The following is an 18,098-nucleotide window of genomic DNA, read 5'->3' on the forward strand; positions in this document are numbered from 1 at the left end:
GCAATAGGCGTGACAAAACGCAGCTCTCTCCGCCGTCATTGCGAGGAGCGCAGCGACGAAGCAATCCAGACTGCCTCTGCGAAAAGACTCTGGATTGCTTCGCTGCGCTCGCAATGACGGAGAGTGTCGGCGCGGCCGTCGAGCCCAATCCTACTCCGCCAGCGCCTTCATTTCCTTGTAGAGATCCGACTTGCCTTCGAAGCCGATGCCCGGCAGGTCGGGCATGGTGATGTGGCCGTTCTCGACGCGCACGCCATCCGGGAAGCCGCCGTAGGGCTGGAACAGGTCGGGATAGCTCTCGTTGCCGCCGAGGCCGAGGCCGGCTGCGATGTTGAGGGACATCTGGTGGCCGCCGTGGGGGATGCAGCGGCTCGGCGACCAGCCGTAGGTTTTCAGGACCTCCAGCGTGCGCTGGTATTCGCAGAGGCCGTAGGATAGCGCGCAGTCGAATTGCAGCCAGTCGCGGTCGGGACGCATGCCGCCGTAGCGGATGAGGTTGCGCGCGTCCTGGTGGCTGAACAGGTTTTCGCCCGTGGCCATCGGGCCCGGATAGAATTCGGCGAGCGCGGCCTGCAGCGCGTAGTCGAGGGGATCGCCGACCTCCTCGTACCAGAACAGCGGATAGTCCCGCAGCATCTTGGCGTAGGCGATGCCGGTCTCGAGATCGAAGCGGCCGTTGGCATCGACCGCGAGCTGCGCGTCCTTGCCGATCTCCTTCAGCACCGCCTCGATGCGGGTGCGGTCGTCTTCGATCGACGCGCCGCCGATCTTCATCTTCACGACGTTGTAACCGCGATCGAGATAGCCGCGCATCTCGCCGCGCAGCATCGAGAGATCCTTGCCGGGATAGTAGTAGCCGCCGGCGGCGTAGACGAACACGCGCGGATTGGCTTTGACGCCGTGCCGCTCGGCGAGCAGCCGGAACAGCGGCTTGCCTGCGATCTTCGCCACCGCGTCCCACACCGCCATGTCGATGGTGCCGACCGCGACCGAGCGCTCGCCATGGCCGCCCGGCTTCTCGTTGGTCATCATCGCGCCCCAGACCTTGTCGGGGTCGAGATTGTCACCGGCCGCATTCAGCAGCGACTTCGGATCGGCCTCCAGGATGCGCGAGGCAAAGCGCTCGCGGATCAGGCCGCCCTGCCCGTAGCGACCGTTGGAATTGAAGCCGTAGCCGACGACGCGCTTGCCGTCGCGGACGACGTCAGTGACGACGGCGACGAGGCTCGTCGTCATCTTGGTGAAGTCGATATAGGCGTTGCGGATCGGCGAAGAGATCGGCTTCGTGATCTCGCGGACGTCGACGATGCGGACGGACATGGGATTGGCTTTCGCTAACGGTGAGAAACGTTCGTCATTGCGAGCGGATCGAAGCAATCCAGACTGTCACCGCGGAAAGACCCTGGATTGCTTCGTCGCTGCGCTCCTCGCAATGACGAGGACAGAGTATACGCGCGCTTACTTCTTATCCCTGAAATACGGCTCGACCGGACCATGCACCTTGATCGTCAGCGGATTGCCGTGGCGGTCCTTGGCGTTGCCGGCGGTGACGCGGACCCAGCCTTCGCTGATGCAATACTCCTCGACATTGGTCTTCTCGACACCCTTGAAGCGGATGCCGACGTCGCGCGAGAGAATATCCGCGTTGTAATAGGGGCTGTTCGGGTCGACCGACAGGCGGTCCGGAAATTCGTCGCTCATGATTGTCTCGCTCATAACAGGGTCTCGATTTGATTCCGCAGTCCTTCCGGCCGTGCGGTCGGCGCGTAGCGCGCGATCACCTTGCCGGCACGGTCCGCGAGGAACTTGGTGAAATTCCATTTGATGGAGGCGCCCAGCAGGCCGGATTGCTGGCGTTTCAGGTAGTCATACAGAGGGTGCGCATGGGCGCCGTTGACGTCGATTTTCTCGAACAGGGGAAAGGTGACGTCGTAGTTGGTGGAGCAGAAGGCTTGGATCTCGCTCGCCGGCCCCGGCTCCTGCGCGCCGAACTGGTTGCAGGGAAAGCCGAGCACCGAGAAGCCGCGCGGCGAGAGGTCGCGATAGAGATCCTCGAGCCCGCGATATTGCGGCGTGAAGCCGCATTTGCTCGCGGTGTTGACGATCAGCAGCACCTGCCCCTCGAAACGGCGCATGGGCACCTCCTCGCCGAGAAGCGAGTTGGCCTTGAAGTCGTAGATCACAGACATCACTAACCCACGGGATCGATCGGCGACGGCGGCACGCCGCCCGCCTCGATCGCTTCGCCTGCGAGCAGACACAGATCCTCGCGATAGCGGCCGGACACGATGTGCACGCCGACAGGCGCCTTGCCGACCAGACCGGTGGAGACCACCAGGCCCGGCAGTCCCATGAACGGGGTCGCGATTTGCGGCATCTGCGCCTCCCAGACACGCTCGAAGGACTCACTGTCCTTGCGGTCGAGATGATCCGGGAACGGCAACTCGCCGGACACCGGCGTGAGCACGACGGCATATTTCTCGAAGAACAGCATCCAGTCGCGGGTCAGTGCGGCGCGGCGCGTGAGCGCCTTGGCGTAGTCCGCCTGGTCCATCGGCGTGACCTTGGCGCGATTGCCGCGCAGGCAGGCCAGCGCACCGGGATCGCCTTCGCGCTCAGCCATCTCCAGCTGCGCCTCATAGCCGTCGCCAAGCCAGAGTTTCCTCTGCCACGCGACCGCCTCGCGCATCGGCGGCGTGTTCTCGATGACCTCGACAGTCCAGCCGGCGCGCTCCAGCCGCTTGCCGGCGTCAGTCACGGCCGCCTTCACCTCCGGTTTGGTCGCAAGCCCGTCCGGATTGAGGCAGAGCGCGGCGCGCTTCGGCCGCGCGGGGCCCTCCAGCGGCGCCGGCACGAACCAGGGGTCGCGGATGTCGCGGGCCGACATGGCTTCGAGCGAGATCCTGAGATCGTTGACCGTGCGCGCCAGCGGGCCCGAGACGGCCATGATCTGCGGCCCGATCGGACGCTCCGGCAGCGCCGGGTTGAAGGCGGGGATGCGGCCGAGCGTCGGGCGCAGGCCGTGCACGCCGCAGGCATAGGCGGGATAGCGGATCGAGCCGGCGATGTCGGTGCCGTGGGCGATATGGCCGATGCCGGCCGCGACCGCCGAGCCGGCGCCGCCGGACGAGCCGCCCGGGGTCAGCGAGGCATCGCGGGGGTTCTTGGTGTCGCCATGGACCAGATTGGTGGTGAACCAGCGATAGGAGAAGGCCGGGCAATTGGTGCGGCCAAGCAGAATGGCGCCCGCTTTGCGGAAATTGGCGACCACCGGATTATCCTCGTGCGCGATCAGGTCGCGCTGGAGTTTCAGGCCGTTGGTGGTGGCAAAGCCTTCCTGGTCGACATTGGCCTTGATGGTGACGGGCACGCCGGCGAGCACACCGGGGTCTTCTCCCCGGGCGATGGCGGCATCGACGGCGTCAGCCTGCTTGAGCACGTCCTCCGGCCGGTGGTCGATCACCGCGTTGAGCTGGGGATTGACGGCGTCCAGGCGGGCGAGGCCGGCCTTGGCGGCCTCCCGGGCGGACACCTTTTTGGCCTTGACGAGGGTGGCGAGGTCGGCGGCCGACAGGCGCCAGAGATCTTGCATGGCTTGCTCCGTTTAATCGGCGTCTTTTAGCGCCGGGAACGCGGCAAAGCCATGCGGATTTCGCGGGGAGGAAGAGCGGGTTTGGCGCCGGGTGGCGCCTCATTCTCCGTCATTGCGAGCGCAGCGAAGCAATCCAGAATCCCTCCGCGGAGACAGTCTGGATTGCTTCGTCGCAAGGGCTCCTCGCAATGACCGGGGAGAGCTGGGGCCTCAATGCCTGGTCGCGGACTGATCCGGGATGTCCAGCAGGGCCTCGGTGAAGGGGAATTCGAGCACGATCTCCCCGTCGTCGTCGGTCACCTCGATGACGGCCTCCATGAGCGCCGGCTGGGCGCCCTCCGACTTCACCACCTCCAGGATCATCTGGCGGGCGACCTCCCAGGCGCGATCGGGGTTACGCAGGTCCTCTCCGTCGGGATCCACGATCAATTCGTCGCCGATGCGGGTGTTGAAGAAGTATCTGGGCATCACGAGGGTCCAAATTGGGAGGCCTGTACCGGATTGAAAGCTGCACTGCACTCACAACTGCTTTATCAGGACAGGGTTCGCGACCGAATGCGCCACGCGCAAGGCAGCATCACGGGAAGTGATGTTCCACCATCATTTTCGCGGCGCAACATGGCTTTCTCGGGAAGATTTCACTAGCGAAGTTTTCCGCTCGCATTACTTTAACCGTTGGGCGGATACGTCCGAATTCGTGAAAATGGAGAGCCAAAATGGCTTGGAAAGCCCCGAAGATCGTCGAAGTGCCCTGTGGCATGGAAATCAACATGTATGTGAGCGCCACCCGCAAGTAAGCGGTTGGTGGTTTCTGCGCAGGTGGATCTTTCGGTCACGATCGGTTTCCGGAAGACACGAACTTTGTCGGCGTCCGTGTCGGCCTGAGATCCACCTCGCGACGTTCCCTCCAGGAGACGTATTATGCTTCGCGTCGTCGTCCTGGGCGCCGGGGCCGGCGGCGGAGTCCCGCAATGGAATTGCGGGTGCGAGGGCTGCCGGGCGGCCCGTGAAAATGGCCATGAGCTTCAGAGAACCCAGGCCTCGGTCGCGTTCAGCGGCGACGGCGAGCACTGGTTCCTGATCAACGCCTCCCCCGATCTTCGCCAGCAATTGAACGCCACGCCGCAGCTGCATCCCAAGGCCGGCGCGCTGCGCCATACGCCTGTTGCAGGCGTGATCCTGACCAACAGCGAGGTGGATGCGGTCGCGGGCCTGCTGTCGATGCGCGAGGGCTCGCCCTTCACGGTCTATGCGCATCAGAAGGTGCTGGCCATCCTGAAGAGCAACAGCATCTTCAACGTGCTGAACGAGAAGAACGTACAGCGCCAGCCGATTTCCATCCACGAGCCGTTCGAGCCGCGGCTGCCCGATGGCACGCGCTCAGGGATAGAGGTGCTGCCCTTCGCCGTGCCCGGCAAGTCGGCCTGGTATCTGGAAGGCAAGGCGCATCCCGGCGGCGAGACCGGCGACGGCGATACGCTGGGGCTCAAGATCACGGACAAATCAACCGGCAAGTGCTTCTACTTCATCGCCGCCTGCGCCGAGGTGACCGACGCGCTCAAGGCCGAGATCGACGGCGCCGCACTGGTGTTCTTTGACGGCACGGTCTGGCAGGATGACGAGATGATCAAGGCCGGGCTCGGCCACAAGACCGGCAAGAGCATGGGCCATGTCGCGATGTCCGGTCACGATGGCGCGATCGCGCGCCTCGCCGACCTCACTCTCGACAGGAAGATCTTTCTGCATATCAATAACTCGAATCCGGCGCTGCTGCCCGATACGCCGGAGCGTAAAGCGCTCGAGGCCGCGGGCTGGCGGATACCCGCCGACGGAACGGAGATCGTGCTGTGAATGCCGCGTCACTGACTGGAATGACCGCGCTCTCTGTTGGCAAGGACATCAGGCTCAACTCGGCCGAGGAGCTTGAGGCGACGCTGCGCCATATCGGCGCGACGCGCTATCACAGTCTGCATCCGTTCCATAAGCTGCTGCACGGCGGCAAGCTCAACAAGGGCCAGGTGCAGGCCTGGGCGCTCAACCGCTACTATTACCAGAGCACGATCCCGATCAAGGACGCCGTCGTGATCTCGCGCTTCCGCGACCGCGCCACGCGGCTGGAATGGCGCCACCGCATCGAGGACCATGACGGCGACGTCGGCTCCGAGGGCGGCATCGAGCGCTGGCTGAAGCTGACCGAAGGCCTCGGCCTCGACACGGCCTATGTGGAATCGACCGAAGGCATCCTGCCGGCGACGCGCTTCGCGGTCGAAGCCTATGTCCATTACTGCCGCGAGAAGAGCCCGCTGGAGGCGATCGCCTCTTCGCTCACCGAATTGTTCGCGCCGAACCTGCACGAGGAGCGCATCTCTGGCATGCTGGAGCACTACGACTTCGTCAATCCTGATATCATGAGCTACTTCAAGCGGCGGCTGGCGCAGGCGCCGCGCGATGCCGGCTTCGCGCTCGACTACGTCAAGGCGCATGCCACGACGCCGGAGCAGCGCGCCTCCGTCTGCAACGCGCTGATCTTCAAGACCAACGTGCTGTGGGTGCAGCTCGACGCACTCCAGCACGCCTATGTCGAGGGCCACATTCCGCCGGGCGCGTTCGTGCCCAAAGCGAGCTGAGGGACAATCGCAATGGCCGGGCCGCGGAACATCAGCGTCAGCGAGGCAAGCCGCCCGGTGCTGCCGCGGCATGCCAAGCTGAAATATGACGAGACGCGCAAGGTCTGGGTGATCCTGGCGCCGGAACGGGTGCTGGCGCCCGACGAGATCGCGGTCGAGGTCTTGCAGCTCTGCGATGGCGAGCGCAATGTCGGCAACGTCGCCGACCAGCTGGCCGCGAAATACGCCGCGCCGCGCGAAGCGATCCTGGCCGACGTCATCGTCATGCTCCAGGATCTCGCCGACAAGGGCTTCCTCACCGAGGCCCGGGAGAAGACGTCATGAGCGACCTGCTCGGCAATCTTCCGCCCGACATCAGCGACAGCCTCGCGGTGCTGGAGAAGCAACGCTCGACAGCGGAGACGTTCGGCATTCCGCTCGCCGTATTGCTCGAGATCACCCATCGCTGCCCGCTGCAATGCCCCTATTGCTCCAATCCCGTCGAGCTCGACCGCTCCGGCAAGGAGCTGACCACCGAGGAGTGGAAGAAGGTCTTGAGCGAGCTCGCCGAGATCGGCGTGCTCCAGGTGCATTTCTCCGGAGGCGAGCCGACGGCGCGGAAAGACCTCGTCGAGCTGGTCAAGCATGCCAGCGACGTCGGGCTCTACACCAATCTGATCACCTCGGCCGTGCTGCTAACGCGCGAGCGGCTGAGCGAGTTGGCGGATGCCGGGCTCTGTCACGTGCAGATCAGTTTCCAGGGCGTTGAAGAAGGTCTCGCCGACCGCGTCGCCGGCTACAAGAACGGGCATCGCAAGAAGCTCGAAGTGGCGAAATGGACGCGCGAGCTCGATCTGCCGCTCACCGTGAACGCGGTGATGCACCGGCAGAACCTGCACCAGCTCCCCGACATCATCCAGATGTCGATCGATCTCGATGCCGACCGGCTCGAGGTCGCCAATGTCCAGTATTACGGCTGGGCGCTGAAGAACCGCGCCGCGCTGATGCCGACCGTGGCGCAGCTCGACGAGTGCACCCGCCTCGTCGAGGAGGCGCGCGAGCGGCTGAAGGGCACACTCGCCATCGACTACGTCGTTCCCGATTATTACGCGCTGCGGCCGAAGAAATGCATGGGCGGCTGGGGCCGGCAGTTCTTCAACATCTCGCCGGCCGGCAAGGTGCTGCCCTGCCACGCCGCCGAGAGCATCACCGGGCTCGAGTTCGAATCCGTGCGCTCCAATCATTCGATCGCCTGGATCTGGCAGAACTCGGACGCCTTCAACCGCTATCGCGGCACCGGTTGGATGAAGGAGCCGTGCAAGACCTGCGAATTCCGCGAGATCGATTTCGGCGGCTGCCGCTGCCAGGCCTTTGCGTTGACGGGCGACGCCGCCAACACCGATCCCGCCTGCGCGCTGTCGCCGCTGCACGAGACCATCTTCAAGCAGGCCGAGCGCGAGGCCGAGGGCGAGACCAACCGCTTCCTCTATCGCAATTTTGCCGGCGGCACTCTGGAATCCGGGAATGATGCCTGACGCCGACGCGGCCGCAGCGGCCAAACGAGCCGATCCCTTTGCGCCGCTGACCTCCGACATGCTCGACGTCGGCGACGGCCACGAGCTCTATGTCGAGAGCGTCGGCCGTGCTGACGGCGTCCCGGCCATCTATCTGCATGGCGGGCCCGGCAGCGGCTGCCAACCCGACCATCGCAAGCTGTTCGATCCCGAACGCTTCTGCGCGGTGCTGTTCGACCAGCGCGGCTGCGGTCGCAGCCGGCCCAAGGGATCGCGCGAGCACAACACGACGGCGCATCTGATCGCGGACATGGAGAAGATCCGCGAGAAATTCGGCTTCGACCGCTGGATGGTGGTCGGCGGCTCCTGGGGCGCGACGCTGGCATTGGCTTATGCGCAGGCCCATCCCGAGCGCGTCTCCGGCATTGCGCTGCGCGCAACCTTCCTGGGCACCCGTGCCGAGGTCGAAACCGCCTTCACATCGCGCCTGTCACAATTCTATCCGGCGCTCTACGAGGATTTTCTCAGCGTGCTGCCGGTCGATGAGCGCGCACACCCGGTGGACGCCTATTGGCGCCGCATCCTCGATACCGATCCGGCCGTGCATGGTCCCGCCGCGCGGGCCTGGCACGACACCGAGCGCGTCCTGTCTGAGCACAAGGCGGCCAAGACGCGGCTGGACCTCGCATCGCTGAACGTGTGGCGCACGCTGCCTGCGACGCCATTCATGGAGGCGCATTATTTCGTCCACGACAGCTTCATGACGGACGACCAGCTGCTGCGGAACGCCGGCAAGCTCGCTGGCATTCCCGGCATCATCGTGCAGGGCCGCTACGATCTGTTGTGCCCTCCTGATACATCCGAGCGGCTTGCGAAAGTTTGGCCGGGTTCCGAGATTCGGATCGTGGAAGAAGCCGGACATTCGCTCTATGATGCCGGCGTGCGGGACGCGGTCATGAAGTCGATCGCCGATCTCGCGTCGAAAGCCGCGCGCTAGATCGATCTCCTCATCCTGAGGAGCGCTCCAAAAGGAGCGCGTCTCGAAGGATAAGGCCCGGATCTAGCAGTGGGGCCTTCATGGTTCGCGACGCCACTTCGTGGCTCCTCGCCATGAGGGTCTGAATGGGAAGGACAAGAACAATGCCGCTCGCCGGGCAAGGCATGCTGCTGACGTCGATGAACATCGACGTTCCAGATGAGGCCGATTTCAACCGCTGGTACGATCGCGAGCATCTGGAAGAGCGCGTCGCGATCGAGGGTTTCCTGGAGGCGCGGCGCTATGTCGCGCATGCCGCCAACCCCAAATATCTCTCGCTGTACTCGACCGCGACGCTCGACGTGCTCGACAGTCCCGCCTACCGGGCCCGCCTCGCCAACCAGACCGAATGGTCGCGGCGGACCATGACGCATTTCAAGAACATGCTGCGCGTGGTCGCGCGCATCACCATCAGCAAGGGCACCGGTCGCGGCGCAGCACTCGGGCTGGTGCGGCTGCGGCCGAGCGCCGACAATGCCGGGACATGGCGTGATGCACTGCACGAAAAGCTGACGCCCGGGGAGCGCGAGGGCATCATCTCGATGCATCTGCTCGAAAGCGAGCCGGAATTGTCGGGCGCGACGGCCGACATTCCAGCGGTGCGCAATGAGGGCGCGCGCGACTGGTTCGTGCTGATCGACGGCACGCATGTCGGCGCGGTCTCCGCCGTCATTGCCGAACGGTTCACCGGCCCCGCCGCATTGCCCTTCCCGCTTCCCGTCTCCGTCGGCACTTACAGCCTGATGTGGGATCTCGCGAAGAGCGATATCGCGCCCGGCTAGTGGCCATCCGCAACGCAACATATTGCACCGCACGCATCTTGCGCGCGGCCGTTAATGCTGAGCGCGCGCAGCACCTATGAAAGCAGGTGATCGCGTAAATTTGCCGTTGTACTTCGGAACGGTTCTAATAAGCTAACCCAATGACGTCATTCATAAACCAGATCGACGCGCATTAGCGTTCGCCAAGCTCAAGAAAAGGCCGCCGGGTCTTTGGGCCTGTGCGGACAGGGTAGGAATGAAACCGACCGACATCGCGGCCCCCGACTACTTTCACAAAGTGGTCGATTGCCAGTGGGCCTGTCCTGCACACACCCCGGTTCCCGAATACATCCGACTGATCGCACAAGGCCGCTACAGCGACGCCTACATGATCAATTGGAAATCGAACGTGTTCCCAGGAATTCTGGGACGCACCTGCGATCGTCCATGCGAGCCGGCGTGCCGTCGCGGACGCGTCGAGGAAACGCCGGTGGCGATCTGCCGCCTCAAGCGCGTCGCCGCCGACTTCAAGGACGACATCAGGCAGCGCCTGCCGCGCCCCGCGCCGAAGAACGGCAAGCGCGTTGCGTTCGTCGGCGGTGGCCCCGCCTCGCTGACGGTGGCGCGCGATCTTGCTCCGCTCGGCTATCACTGCACCGTGTTCGACGGCGATCCCGAAGCCGGCGGTATGATGCGCACGCAGATCCCGAAATTCCGCCTGCCCAATTCGGTCATCGACGAGGAGACCGGCTACATCCTGGGTCTCGGCGTCGAGTTCAAAGGCGGTCATCGCATCGAGAGCATGAAGGCGCTGCTCGCGGAGAAATATGACGCGATCTTCGTCGGCTCCGGCGCACCGCGCGGACGCGAGCTCGATGTTCCCGGCCGGAAAGAAGCTGCCGCCAACATCCATATCGGCATCGACTGGCTGTCCTCGGTGTCGTTCGGCCACATCGACAAGATCGGCAAGCGCGTGATCGTGCTCGGCGGCGGCAACACCGCGATGGATTGCTGCCGCACCGCGCGCCGCCTCGGCGGCGCAGACGTGAAAGTCATTGTGCGCTCCGGCTTCGAGGAGATGAAGGCCTCGCCCTGGGAGAAGGAAGACGCGATCCACGAGGACATCCCGATCCTCAACTACATGGTGCCGGTGGCATTCAAGCATGTCGCCGGCAAGCTCATCGGCGTCACCTTCCAGCACGTCAAAGCCGAATATGACGCCAAAGGCCGCCGCAATCTGGTGCCTTCGGGCGACCCCGATCAGACCATTCCCTGCGACGACGTGCTGGTCGCGGTCGGCCAGGAAAACGCCTTTCCCTGGATCGAGCAGGATTGCGGCATCGAGTTCGACAAATGGCACATGCCCAAGGTCGATCCGAAGACCTTCGTCTCGACCAATCCGAAAGTGTTCTTCGGTGGTGACGCCGCGTTCGGCCCGAAGAACATCATCTGGGCCGTGGCGCAGGGCCACGACGCCGCGCTGTCGATCCACAAGATGCTCTCGGGCGATGACATCACCGAACGGCCGCTGCCGGAGGTGCAAATCTCCTCGCAGAAGATGGGCATCCACGAATGGAGCTATGACAACGACATCTCCAACGACAAGCGCTTCAAGGTTCCGCATCGCGACAAGGTGATTGCGCTGAAGGACATCCGAACCGAGGTCGAGCTCGGCTACGACGTCAAGCTGGCGCTGGGCGAAGCCGAGCGCTGCCTGAACTGCGACGTCCAGACCGTGTTCTCGACCTCGCTCTGCATCGAGTGCGACGCCTGCGTCGACATCTGCCCGATGGACTGCATCACCTTCACTGATAATGGCGAGGAAAGCGACCTACGCCAGCGCCTGAAGGCGCCCTCGCCGCATCCGGACCAGGACCTCTACGTGTCCTCTGATCTCAAGACCGGGCGCGTGATGGTTAAGGACGAGGACGTCTGCCTGCATTGCGGGCTGTGCGCCGAGCGTTGTCCCACCGGAGCCTGGGACATGCAGAAATATTTCATCGAGATGACTTACGCAGGTTCGACATGTCCGACAAAAAGCCGCTCAGCAGCGTAAACGACTTCGTCGTCCGCTTCGCCAACGTCAACGGCTCGGGCTCGGCCAGCGCCAACGAGATGTTCGCGCGCGCGATCCTGCGTCACGGCGTTCCGGTCTCCCCCCGCAACATCTTCCCCTCCAACATCCAGGGCCTGCCGACCTGGTACGAGGTGCGGGTGACGGAAGACGGCCATCTCGGCGCCCGTGGCGGCGTCGACATGATGGTGGCGATGAACCCGCAGACCTGGGACAAGGACATCGCCGGCATCGAGCCCGGCGGCTATCTGTTCTACGATTCCACCAAGCCGATGCCGTCGACCAAATTCCGCGACGACATCACCGTGATCGGCGTGCCGCTCACCGCGATCACCAACTCGACCTACACCGATCCGCGCCAGCGCCAGCTGTTCAAGAACATCATCTATCTGGGCAGCCTCTCGGCGCTGCTCGACATGGACCCGAAGCTGATCGAGCAGCTGATCGGCGAGCAGTACAAGGGCAAGGAGAAGCTGCTCTCCTCCAACGTCCATGCGCTGCATCTCGGCCGCGACTGGGCGCTGCAGAATTTGAAATGCCCGATCGGGCTGCGGGTGAAGAAAACCGACAAGGTCGGCGACCGCATCTTCATCGAAGGCAACAGCGCCGCCGCGCTCGGCGCGGTCTATGGCGGCGCCACCGTGTGCGCCTGGTATCCGATCACGCCGTCCTCGTCGGTGGCGGAGGCCTTCACCGCCCACTGCAAGAAGTACCGGCATGATCCTGAGACCGGCAAGGCGAAATACGCCATCGTGCAGGGCGAGGACGAGCTGGCTTCAATCGGTATCGTCATTGGCGCCTCCTGGAACGGCGCCCGTGCCTTCACCGCAACCTCCGGGCCCGGCATCTCCTTGATGACCGAGTTCATCGGCCTCTCCTATTTCGCGGAGATCCCGGCCGTGATCATGAACATCCAGCGCGCCGGTCCCTCGACCGGCATGCCGACCCGCACCCAGCAATGCGACATCATCGCCTGCGCCTATGCTTCGCATGGCGACACCAAGCACGTGCTGCTGTTCCCGGAAGATCCGGCTGAGGCCTTCGAGTTCGCGGCGGCCGCATTCGATCTTGCCGAACGGCTCCAGACCACGATCTTCCTGATGCTCGACCTCGACATCGGGATGAACCACCGTCTTTGCCGCCCGCTAAAGTGGGACGACGCGAAACAGTATGACCGCGGCAAGGTGATGACCACGGAGATGCTGGAGGAAGGCCGCGACTTCGGCCGCTATCTCGACGTCGACGGCGACGGCATTCCCTACCGCACCTATCCCGGCACGCATCCGACCAAGGGCTCCTATTTCACCCGCGGCACCTCGCGCGATCGCTATGCGCGCTATTCCGAGGAAGGTTCGGTCTATGCCGACAACATGCAGCGTCTGGTGCGCAAGTTCGAGACCGCGCAGGACCTGGTCCCGCGCCCGCTCCAGGCCAACGCGGAACGGCCGACCAAGTATGGCGTGATCTATTTCGGCTCGACCTCGCCCGCGATGGACGAGGCGATCGGCCTGCTGGAAGCGCGCGGACATCAGCTCGACCGCCTGCGCATCCGCGCCTTCCCGTTCCACTCGAGCGTGGCGAGCTTCCTCGCCGAGCACGACTTCGTCTACGTGGTCGAGCAGAACCGCGACGCCCAGCTCCGCCAGCTCATCGTCAACGAGAACGGCATCGACCCCGTGCGCCTCGTACCGATCGTGCATTATGACGGCACCCCGATCACCGCCCGCTACATCGCAAAAGCCATTGGCGACCACCAGGATCACCTCAAGGTGACCCCGCTCCGCAAGGCCGTGTCATGACCTATATTGCCAAGCCGAAGTTCCATCATCCGGGCCTCAAGAAAAACGAGCTCGGCTACACGCACCGCGACTACGAGGGCAAGATCTCGACGCTGTGCGCCGGCTGCGGCCATGACTCGATCACGGCCTCGATCATCGAAGCCTGTTACGAGCTCTCGATCGAACCGCACCGGGTGGCAAAAATCTCGGGCATCGGCTGCTCGTCGAAGACGCCAGACTACTTTCTGGGCAATTCGCACGGCTTCAACTCCGTGCACGGCCGCATGCCCAGCGTGCTCACAGGCGCTAACCTCGCCAATCGCGACCTGATCTATCTCGGCGTCTCTGGCGACGGCGATTCCGCCTCGATCGGCTTCGGCCAGTTCGCGCATTCGATCCGGCGCGGCGTCAACATGACCTATATCGTCGAGAACAACGGCGTCTACGGCCTGACCAAGGGCCAGTTCTCGGCGACCGCCGACCGTGGCTCGAAGTCCAAGAAAGGCGTGACCAACACCGACAACGCGATCGACCTCGTCGCGATCGCGCTGCAGCTGGGGGCCACCTTCGTCGCGCGCTCGTTCTCCGGCGACAAGAGCCAGCTGGTGCCGCTGATCGCGGCCGCGATCGGCCACAAGGGCGCATCCTTCATCGACGTCATCAGCCCCTGCATCGCCTTCAACAACCACGCCGGATCGACCAAGAGCTTCGACTATGTGCGGGAGCACAATGACGCCGTGAACCGGCTCGACGTGCTGGTCGGCCGCGATCCCATCGCCGTCGAGTATGCGCCGGGAACGGTGCAGGTGGTCGAGCAGCACGACGGCAGCAAGATCGCGCTGCGCAAGATCGACGCGGATTACGACCCGCACGACCGCCTCGGCGCCCAGACCTTCCTCCAGAAGCACGCCGCCAAGGGCCAGATCGTCACCGGTCTGCTCTACGTCGATCCCGATGCGGAAGACCTGCACACGCATCTCAACACGGTCGAGACGCCGCTCAATACGCTGGAGGCGGACACGCTGTGCCCGGGCTCGGCTGCGCTGGACAAGTTCAACGCCAGCCTGCGGTGATCATCTCCCCCGCTCGACCGGCTGCCTGACACGTATGGTGATCTTCTCCGATACGACAGGCGGCTCGAACGGATAGTGCTTCGCGTCGCCCAGCACCAGTTGCAGCGTGTGCATCCCGGGGGGAAGTTCGAGCAGGGTTTCGGTCTGCCCCGCCCCGAAGTGCAGATGCGACTTGTCCTGCGGGATCGGCTCCTTGGGATCGATGGGATCGTTGACGTCGACCAGCAAATGATGATGGCCGGCGTTCTGGTACTCGTCGCCGGCGTGCGTCACGCCCATGTTGCGCAAGCCGAACCGGACCCAGAACCCGCCGCGAACCTTCTGCCCGTCACGCGGGGTGATGAAATAAAGCTTGGCATCCTTGGGAGCGGTCTTGCCCTGCGGATAGGCGACGCCTGGGAGCAATGCGAGCGCCGCCGCCAGGGCAGCGCAACGAATGATCTGCATCGAAATGACTCCACCACTTAAGGACTTAGAGCAACGCGGAATCCATGCGTCGGATAACGAACATTGGTATCGTAGCCATCGCGGTTGGACGGCCTCACATATCTCGAATCGTTCTTCCATGAACCCGAGCGCAGGACATGCGACGAGCAGTCCCCGCCGGTCCATGCCGAGCCGTCACCGGGTGCGCCCTGATAGGTCCTGCGCCAGCAGTCCTCGACCCACTGATCGACACCGCCACCCATGTCGTGGAGGCCGAACGGATTCGGCTTGAAGCTGCCGACCTTCGCCGGCTGCTCGGCCGCGAGGTCACCGCAATCCTTGCATCCCGCCATGCCCGGCTGGAGCTTGTCGCCCCACCAATATTTCGTCTGCGTCCCGCCGCGCGCGGCGTATTCCCATTCGGCTTCGCTCGGAAGCCGATACGACTTCTTCGTGGTCCGCGCGAGCCAGGCCGCATATTGCTGCGCGTCGGTCCAACTCACATTGGTGATCGGCGCATCGTCCTTGCCGATGGCGGTGAAGCCGCACGCCTTTGCAGCCGCGCATTCGTTCCATTCCCGCACGGTCACCGGATACTTTCCGATCGAGAACGGCTTGACCGTGACCTGGTGGACGGGACGTTCGGTCGGATCGTCATTGCTTCCCATCGCGAAGCTGCCGCCGCGAATGGCGATCATCTCGGGTTCGCGGAGCGACGTGGCCGATGGGCTTGGTGCTGGACTCGACGTCGAAGCACTTGACGTCGAAGCACTTGGCGCGGAAGCACTTGGCGCCGGAGCACTTGGCGCCGGAGCGGGCGATGGAGACGATGCCGCCAATGAAGGAGACGGCTGCGGCGTTTGTGTCGCGGCTTCTCGCGGTGCAGGTTGCGGGCTCGGCGATGCGACCGGAGCAGCAGTCGGCGCGGCGGCCTGCTGGTTCACCCTGCCCGACGGCTGCGCCAGCAGATACCACAACACACCGGAAGCGATCACGAGGAGCGTGATGCCCAGAAGGAAGATCAGGGTATTCTCGCGCCGGCCTCGCGTCCTCCCGACCGCATCTGCGTCTGGCAGCACGCGATAGACGCGCACCGGATCGGTGATGTTCTTGACCTTGCGGTCGCCGAGCGACTCATAGCCGCACACCACCTTGTGCTTGATCTGCTCGTAGATCGCGCCCGAGATATAGACCTGACCGGGCTCGGCGATCCCCTCGATGCGCGTGGCGATGTTGACGCCGTCGCCGTAGACGTCGTCCGGCTCCACGATGACGTCACCGAGATTGACGCCAATCCGATATTCGATCCGGGAGTCCTTCGGAAGCGAAGCGTTGCGCCCGACGAGATTCTGCTGAATGACGATGCTGCAGCGAACGGCCTCGACCGGACTGTCGAAGATCGCGATGAAGCCGTCTCCCGTCGTCTTCACCAACGTTCCATGGTGTTCGACGATGCTGGGCTCGATGAGATCCCGCTCGATCCGCTTGACGCGAACATGCGTGCCTTCCTCGTCGGCCTGCATCAAGCGGCTGTAGGAAGCGATGTCACCGACGATGATTGCGGCGAGACGACGCGGCATCGAGCCGTGTGGAGGCGGCTCGTCATGATTTCCGGATCTGAAGTTACGAATCTCGCCCATTGCGGGGAACTCCACAAACGCGGGTGAGCTTACGACATCGAATTTCAGCTGTCTGTGAAGACTATCACATTGATGATCCGCGACAATCTCGTAGAAATCGGCGGCGCCGAGTTCCCGGGCAGAAGCGCCGCAAGGATTGAACCTTCTCGGACCGACAGCGGACTAAGCCTCGCGCGACCACCCGGCAGCGCAGCCTATGCCTGCTTCGACCGCCGCTGCGATGCGCGGCATCTTACCCGATGCTGGCGATTCCTCGCCCGCTTCAGCTGACAGCCTCGGGCGCCGGTTCAGGCTCCGGCACGGAGTGGTCCGAAGGGGCCGGTCGTCCGGCACCCCAATATTGCTTGCAGGTCTCGAGCAATGTCTTGACGTCCATGGTCAGGCCGCCCGCATTGACGATCACGCTGTCGGCGCCAAGCGTCTTGTTCATCAGCGACAAGGCACGCCTCAGGAAGCCCCCGGAGAATCGCCCGGCGACAAGGGGATCGAGCTTGAGCACCACGAACTTCTGCAGGCGCTGCTCCCAGATCTGTATCTTCCGCACGGAGCTCCAGGCGATGGTCTCGTCGGCGAGCCTGAGGTCGCGAATGCCGACACGGCTGATGAAGACGACCGGCGACCTGGCCGAGATCAACCTCCAGAGCATCCTGAAGGTGGCGAGGCCGAAAAACACCGCACCGACATAGCAGGCGGCGACCTCGAACGTGGTGATGTTCTTGCCTTGCTGCCACATGAATGCGAGCGCAGCGCAGAGCAGCGTCAGCAGCAGACCGGCGCCGAAAAACACCAGCAGCCGTCCCCGGGAATAGCCGATCGTAATGTTGGGCAAGTTCTGACCTACGGACATGTTCGACCGCCACCAGCCTTTTGCAGCAACCCTGGGTTTACGAACGCCCCTTCTCCCGAGTTATTAGGACTGGAACCTTGCGCGAGGCTGCCCACGGGAATGCAAGGCATCGGCACTTGAGCGTTCGGCTTGCGACTAACCGCCAGTCGGCTCTCACCCCCCTCCGATGCGGCCGTCAATGGTTCACGCGCCCGGTGCGATCATGAAAACCGCCGGAGCATCTTGTGGAGCGCCGTCTCGGCCCTGGGCGCGGCGCTTGGCGGCTCCAGCGCGAAGGCCGCGACGGAAGCCGGCACGGGCAACAAGCTCAAGGTCGTCTATCACCTCAGCGATGCCGAGAAGGTCAATTTCGTGCTCGGCAACCGCGTCGGCGATCCCCAACACGTGACAATCGCGCTGGTGATTCACGGGCCGGCGCTGAAGGCGTTTCACCGGGCACAGGCCAACCCCGACGTCGGCAAGCGCGTCGGCGATTTCTCCAAGGACGGTGTCGAGCTCGCGGCGTGCGCCAACACGATGAAGGCGCAGAACGTCACGCTGACGGGCTTGCTGCCGGGCTTCGTCAGCGCGGAGAAAGGCGGCGTGGTCCGTTTGGCCGAGCTCCAGTCGCAGGGCTATCTCTACCTGCGGCCCTAGGGCTGCGCGCGGCGCCGCCACATTCTCCGTCATTGCGAGCCACCGGGTCCGCGCGGAGCGCGGCCCGATGACAGGCTCCGCGAAGCAATCCAGTCCCTCCGGGGAGGCAGACTGG

General features: G+C 64.0%; 19 protein-coding genes. 11 read left to right on the forward strand and 8 right to left on the reverse strand.

All coding sequences use genetic code 11. The annotated features are described in order from the left end of the window. Positions 1–150 precede the first annotated feature (150 nt). From tarD to AC1DW2_RS05610, 5 genes are all read right to left on the reverse strand, one after another. Positions 151–1,320 (reverse strand): D(-)-tartrate dehydratase, encoded by a 1,170-nt coding sequence (gene tarD / locus AC1DW2_RS05590; protein ID WP_071910182.1) that lies wholly within the window; start codon positions 1,318–1,320, stop codon positions 151–153. Positions 1,321–1,458: 138 nt separating this feature from the next. After that, positions 1,459–1,716 (reverse strand): DUF3297 family protein, encoded by a 258-nt coding sequence (locus AC1DW2_RS05595; RefSeq protein WP_015684132.1) that lies wholly within the window; start codon positions 1,714–1,716, stop codon positions 1,459–1,461. Beyond that, complete coding sequence (locus AC1DW2_RS05600) at positions 1,713–2,189, reverse strand: glutathione peroxidase (protein WP_477005392.1); 477 nt, start codon at positions 2,187–2,189, stop codon at positions 1,713–1,715. Before AC1DW2_RS05600 ends, AC1DW2_RS05595 begins: the two co-directional genes overlap by 4 nt. A gap of 2 nt (positions 2,190–2,191) precedes the next feature. Beyond that, positions 2,192–3,592: an amidase family protein gene (locus tag AC1DW2_RS05605; RefSeq protein ID WP_085405206.1), complete on the reverse strand. Its 1,401-nt coding sequence runs from the start codon at positions 3,590–3,592 to the stop codon at positions 2,192–2,194. Between the two features lie 210 nt (positions 3,593–3,802). After that, a complete protein-coding gene (locus tag AC1DW2_RS05610; RefSeq protein WP_063981427.1) occupies positions 3,803–4,060 on the reverse strand; it encodes a DUF6894 family protein in 258 nt (85 codons plus the stop codon). Between the two features lie 248 nt (positions 4,061–4,308). Here AC1DW2_RS05610 and pqqA point away from each other — a divergent pair, with 248 nt between their 5' ends. From pqqA to AC1DW2_RS05660, 10 genes are all read left to right on the forward strand, one after another. Next, the gene (gene pqqA / locus AC1DW2_RS05615; RefSeq protein ID WP_007595659.1) at positions 4,309–4,389 is read left to right on the forward strand and encodes a pyrroloquinoline quinone precursor peptide PqqA; all 81 of its coding nucleotides are present in this window, start codon (positions 4,309–4,311) and stop codon (positions 4,387–4,389) included. Positions 4,390–4,513: 124 nt separating this feature from the next. Continuing rightward, positions 4,514–5,443: a pyrroloquinoline quinone biosynthesis protein PqqB gene (gene pqqB / locus AC1DW2_RS05620; RefSeq protein ID WP_476075512.1), complete on the forward strand. Its 930-nt coding sequence runs from the start codon at positions 4,514–4,516 to the stop codon at positions 5,441–5,443. Positions 5,444–5,463: 20 nt separating this feature from the next. Beyond that, on the forward strand, positions 5,464–6,219 hold the full coding sequence (gene pqqC / locus AC1DW2_RS05625) for a pyrroloquinoline-quinone synthase PqqC (RefSeq protein WP_175618535.1): 756 nt from the start codon (positions 5,464–5,466) through the stop codon (positions 6,217–6,219). Between the two features lie 12 nt (positions 6,220–6,231). After that, a complete protein-coding gene (gene pqqD, locus AC1DW2_RS05630) occupies positions 6,232–6,543 on the forward strand; it encodes a pyrroloquinoline quinone biosynthesis peptide chaperone PqqD (RefSeq protein WP_247304323.1) in 312 nt (103 codons plus the stop codon). After that, positions 6,540–7,733 carry a pyrroloquinoline quinone biosynthesis protein PqqE gene (pqqE, locus tag AC1DW2_RS05635; protein ID WP_247304325.1) on the forward strand — a complete coding sequence of 398 codons (1,194 nt, stop codon included), beginning with the start codon at positions 6,540–6,542 and terminating at the stop codon, positions 7,731–7,733. The genes pqqD and pqqE overlap by 4 nt, the downstream gene beginning before the upstream one ends. Further along, positions 7,723–8,709, forward strand: coding sequence for a prolyl aminopeptidase (pip, locus tag AC1DW2_RS05640; RefSeq protein ID WP_477005393.1), 987 nt, complete (start codon positions 7,723–7,725; stop codon positions 8,707–8,709). The genes pqqE and pip overlap by 11 nt, the downstream gene beginning before the upstream one ends. Before the next feature lie 143 nt (positions 8,710–8,852). Then, a complete protein-coding gene (locus AC1DW2_RS05645; protein WP_477005394.1) occupies positions 8,853–9,530 on the forward strand; it encodes a hypothetical protein in 678 nt (225 codons plus the stop codon). Between the two features lie 235 nt (positions 9,531–9,765). After that, positions 9,766–11,565 (forward strand): FAD-dependent oxidoreductase, encoded by a 1,800-nt coding sequence (locus AC1DW2_RS05650; protein ID WP_085405212.1) that lies wholly within the window; start codon positions 9,766–9,768, stop codon positions 11,563–11,565. Next, the gene (locus AC1DW2_RS05655; protein WP_071910167.1) at positions 11,535–13,382 is read left to right on the forward strand and encodes a 2-oxoacid:acceptor oxidoreductase subunit alpha; all 1,848 of its coding nucleotides are present in this window, start codon (positions 11,535–11,537) and stop codon (positions 13,380–13,382) included. The genes AC1DW2_RS05650 and AC1DW2_RS05655 overlap by 31 nt, the downstream gene beginning before the upstream one ends. Then, positions 13,379–14,434 (forward strand): 2-oxoacid:ferredoxin oxidoreductase subunit beta, encoded by a 1,056-nt coding sequence (locus AC1DW2_RS05660; RefSeq protein ID WP_063981419.1) that lies wholly within the window; start codon positions 13,379–13,381, stop codon positions 14,432–14,434. Before AC1DW2_RS05655 ends, AC1DW2_RS05660 begins: the two co-directional genes overlap by 4 nt. Here AC1DW2_RS05660 and AC1DW2_RS05665 read toward each other — a convergent pair whose 3' ends face one another. The 3 genes from AC1DW2_RS05665 to AC1DW2_RS05675 all read right to left on the reverse strand — a co-directional run bounded on the left by AC1DW2_RS05665 (position 14,435) and on the right by AC1DW2_RS05675 (position 17,347). Beyond that, positions 14,435–14,881 (reverse strand): DUF4399 domain-containing protein, encoded by a 447-nt coding sequence (locus AC1DW2_RS05665; RefSeq protein WP_063981418.1) that lies wholly within the window; start codon positions 14,879–14,881, stop codon positions 14,435–14,437. Between the two features lie 17 nt (positions 14,882–14,898). Continuing rightward, entirely contained in the window at positions 14,899–16,500 is a 1,602-nt protein-coding gene (locus AC1DW2_RS05670) for an SUMF1/EgtB/PvdO family nonheme iron enzyme (protein WP_477005395.1), read from the reverse strand. A gap of 262 nt (positions 16,501–16,762) precedes the next feature. Further along, complete coding sequence (locus AC1DW2_RS05675; protein ID WP_071910161.1) at positions 16,763–17,347, reverse strand: STM3941 family protein; 585 nt, start codon at positions 17,345–17,347, stop codon at positions 16,763–16,765. A 222-nt stretch (positions 17,348–17,569) separates the two neighbouring features. Here AC1DW2_RS05675 and AC1DW2_RS05680 point away from each other — a divergent pair, with 222 nt between their 5' ends. Beyond that, on the forward strand, positions 17,570–17,983 hold the full coding sequence (locus AC1DW2_RS05680) for a DsrE family protein (RefSeq protein ID WP_477005396.1): 414 nt from the start codon (positions 17,570–17,572) through the stop codon (positions 17,981–17,983). Positions 17,984–18,098: the final 115 nt, after the last annotated feature.

It is taken from the genome of Bradyrhizobium sp. P3_C3 (genome assembly GCF_056402655.1).

Excerpts from the sequence above, each read along its gene's own strand:
- tarD (WP_071910182.1), bottom strand. The coding sequence starts at position 1,320 with ATGTCCGTCCGCATCGTCGACGTCCGCGAGATCACGAAGCCGATCTCT.
- AC1DW2_RS05595 (WP_015684132.1), bottom strand. The coding sequence starts at position 1,716 with ATGAGCGAGACAATCATGAGCGACGAATTTCCGGACCGCCTGTCGGTC.
- AC1DW2_RS05600 (WP_477005392.1), bottom strand. The coding sequence starts at position 2,189 with ATGTCTGTGATCTACGACTTCAAGGCCAACTCGCTTCTCGGCGAGGAG.
- AC1DW2_RS05605 (WP_085405206.1), bottom strand. The coding sequence starts at position 3,592 with ATGCAAGATCTCTGGCGCCTGTCGGCCGCCGACCTCGCCACCCTCGTC.
- AC1DW2_RS05610 (WP_063981427.1), bottom strand. The coding sequence starts at position 4,060 with ATGCCCAGATACTTCTTCAACACCCGCATCGGCGACGAATTGATCGTG.
- pqqA (WP_007595659.1), top strand. The coding sequence starts at position 4,309 with ATGGCTTGGAAAGCCCCGAAGATCGTCGAAGTGCCCTGTGGCATGGAA.
- pqqB (WP_476075512.1), top strand. The coding sequence starts at position 4,514 with ATGCTTCGCGTCGTCGTCCTGGGCGCCGGGGCCGGCGGCGGAGTCCCG.
- pqqC (WP_175618535.1), top strand. The coding sequence starts at position 5,464 with ATGACCGCGCTCTCTGTTGGCAAGGACATCAGGCTCAACTCGGCCGAG.
- pqqD (WP_247304323.1), top strand. The coding sequence starts at position 6,232 with ATGGCCGGGCCGCGGAACATCAGCGTCAGCGAGGCAAGCCGCCCGGTG.
- pqqE (WP_247304325.1), top strand. The coding sequence starts at position 6,540 with ATGAGCGACCTGCTCGGCAATCTTCCGCCCGACATCAGCGACAGCCTC.
- pip (WP_477005393.1), top strand. The coding sequence starts at position 7,723 with ATGATGCCTGACGCCGACGCGGCCGCAGCGGCCAAACGAGCCGATCCC.
- AC1DW2_RS05645 (WP_477005394.1), top strand. The coding sequence starts at position 8,853 with ATGCCGCTCGCCGGGCAAGGCATGCTGCTGACGTCGATGAACATCGAC.
- AC1DW2_RS05650 (WP_085405212.1), top strand. The coding sequence starts at position 9,766 with ATGAAACCGACCGACATCGCGGCCCCCGACTACTTTCACAAAGTGGTC.
- AC1DW2_RS05655 (WP_071910167.1), top strand. The coding sequence starts at position 11,535 with ATGTCCGACAAAAAGCCGCTCAGCAGCGTAAACGACTTCGTCGTCCGC.
- AC1DW2_RS05660 (WP_063981419.1), top strand. The coding sequence starts at position 13,379 with ATGACCTATATTGCCAAGCCGAAGTTCCATCATCCGGGCCTCAAGAAA.
- AC1DW2_RS05665 (WP_063981418.1), bottom strand. The coding sequence starts at position 14,881 with ATGCAGATCATTCGTTGCGCTGCCCTGGCGGCGGCGCTCGCATTGCTC.
- AC1DW2_RS05670 (WP_477005395.1), bottom strand. The coding sequence starts at position 16,500 with ATGGGCGAGATTCGTAACTTCAGATCCGGAAATCATGACGAGCCGCCT.
- AC1DW2_RS05675 (WP_071910161.1), bottom strand. The coding sequence starts at position 17,347 with ATGTCCGTAGGTCAGAACTTGCCCAACATTACGATCGGCTATTCCCGG.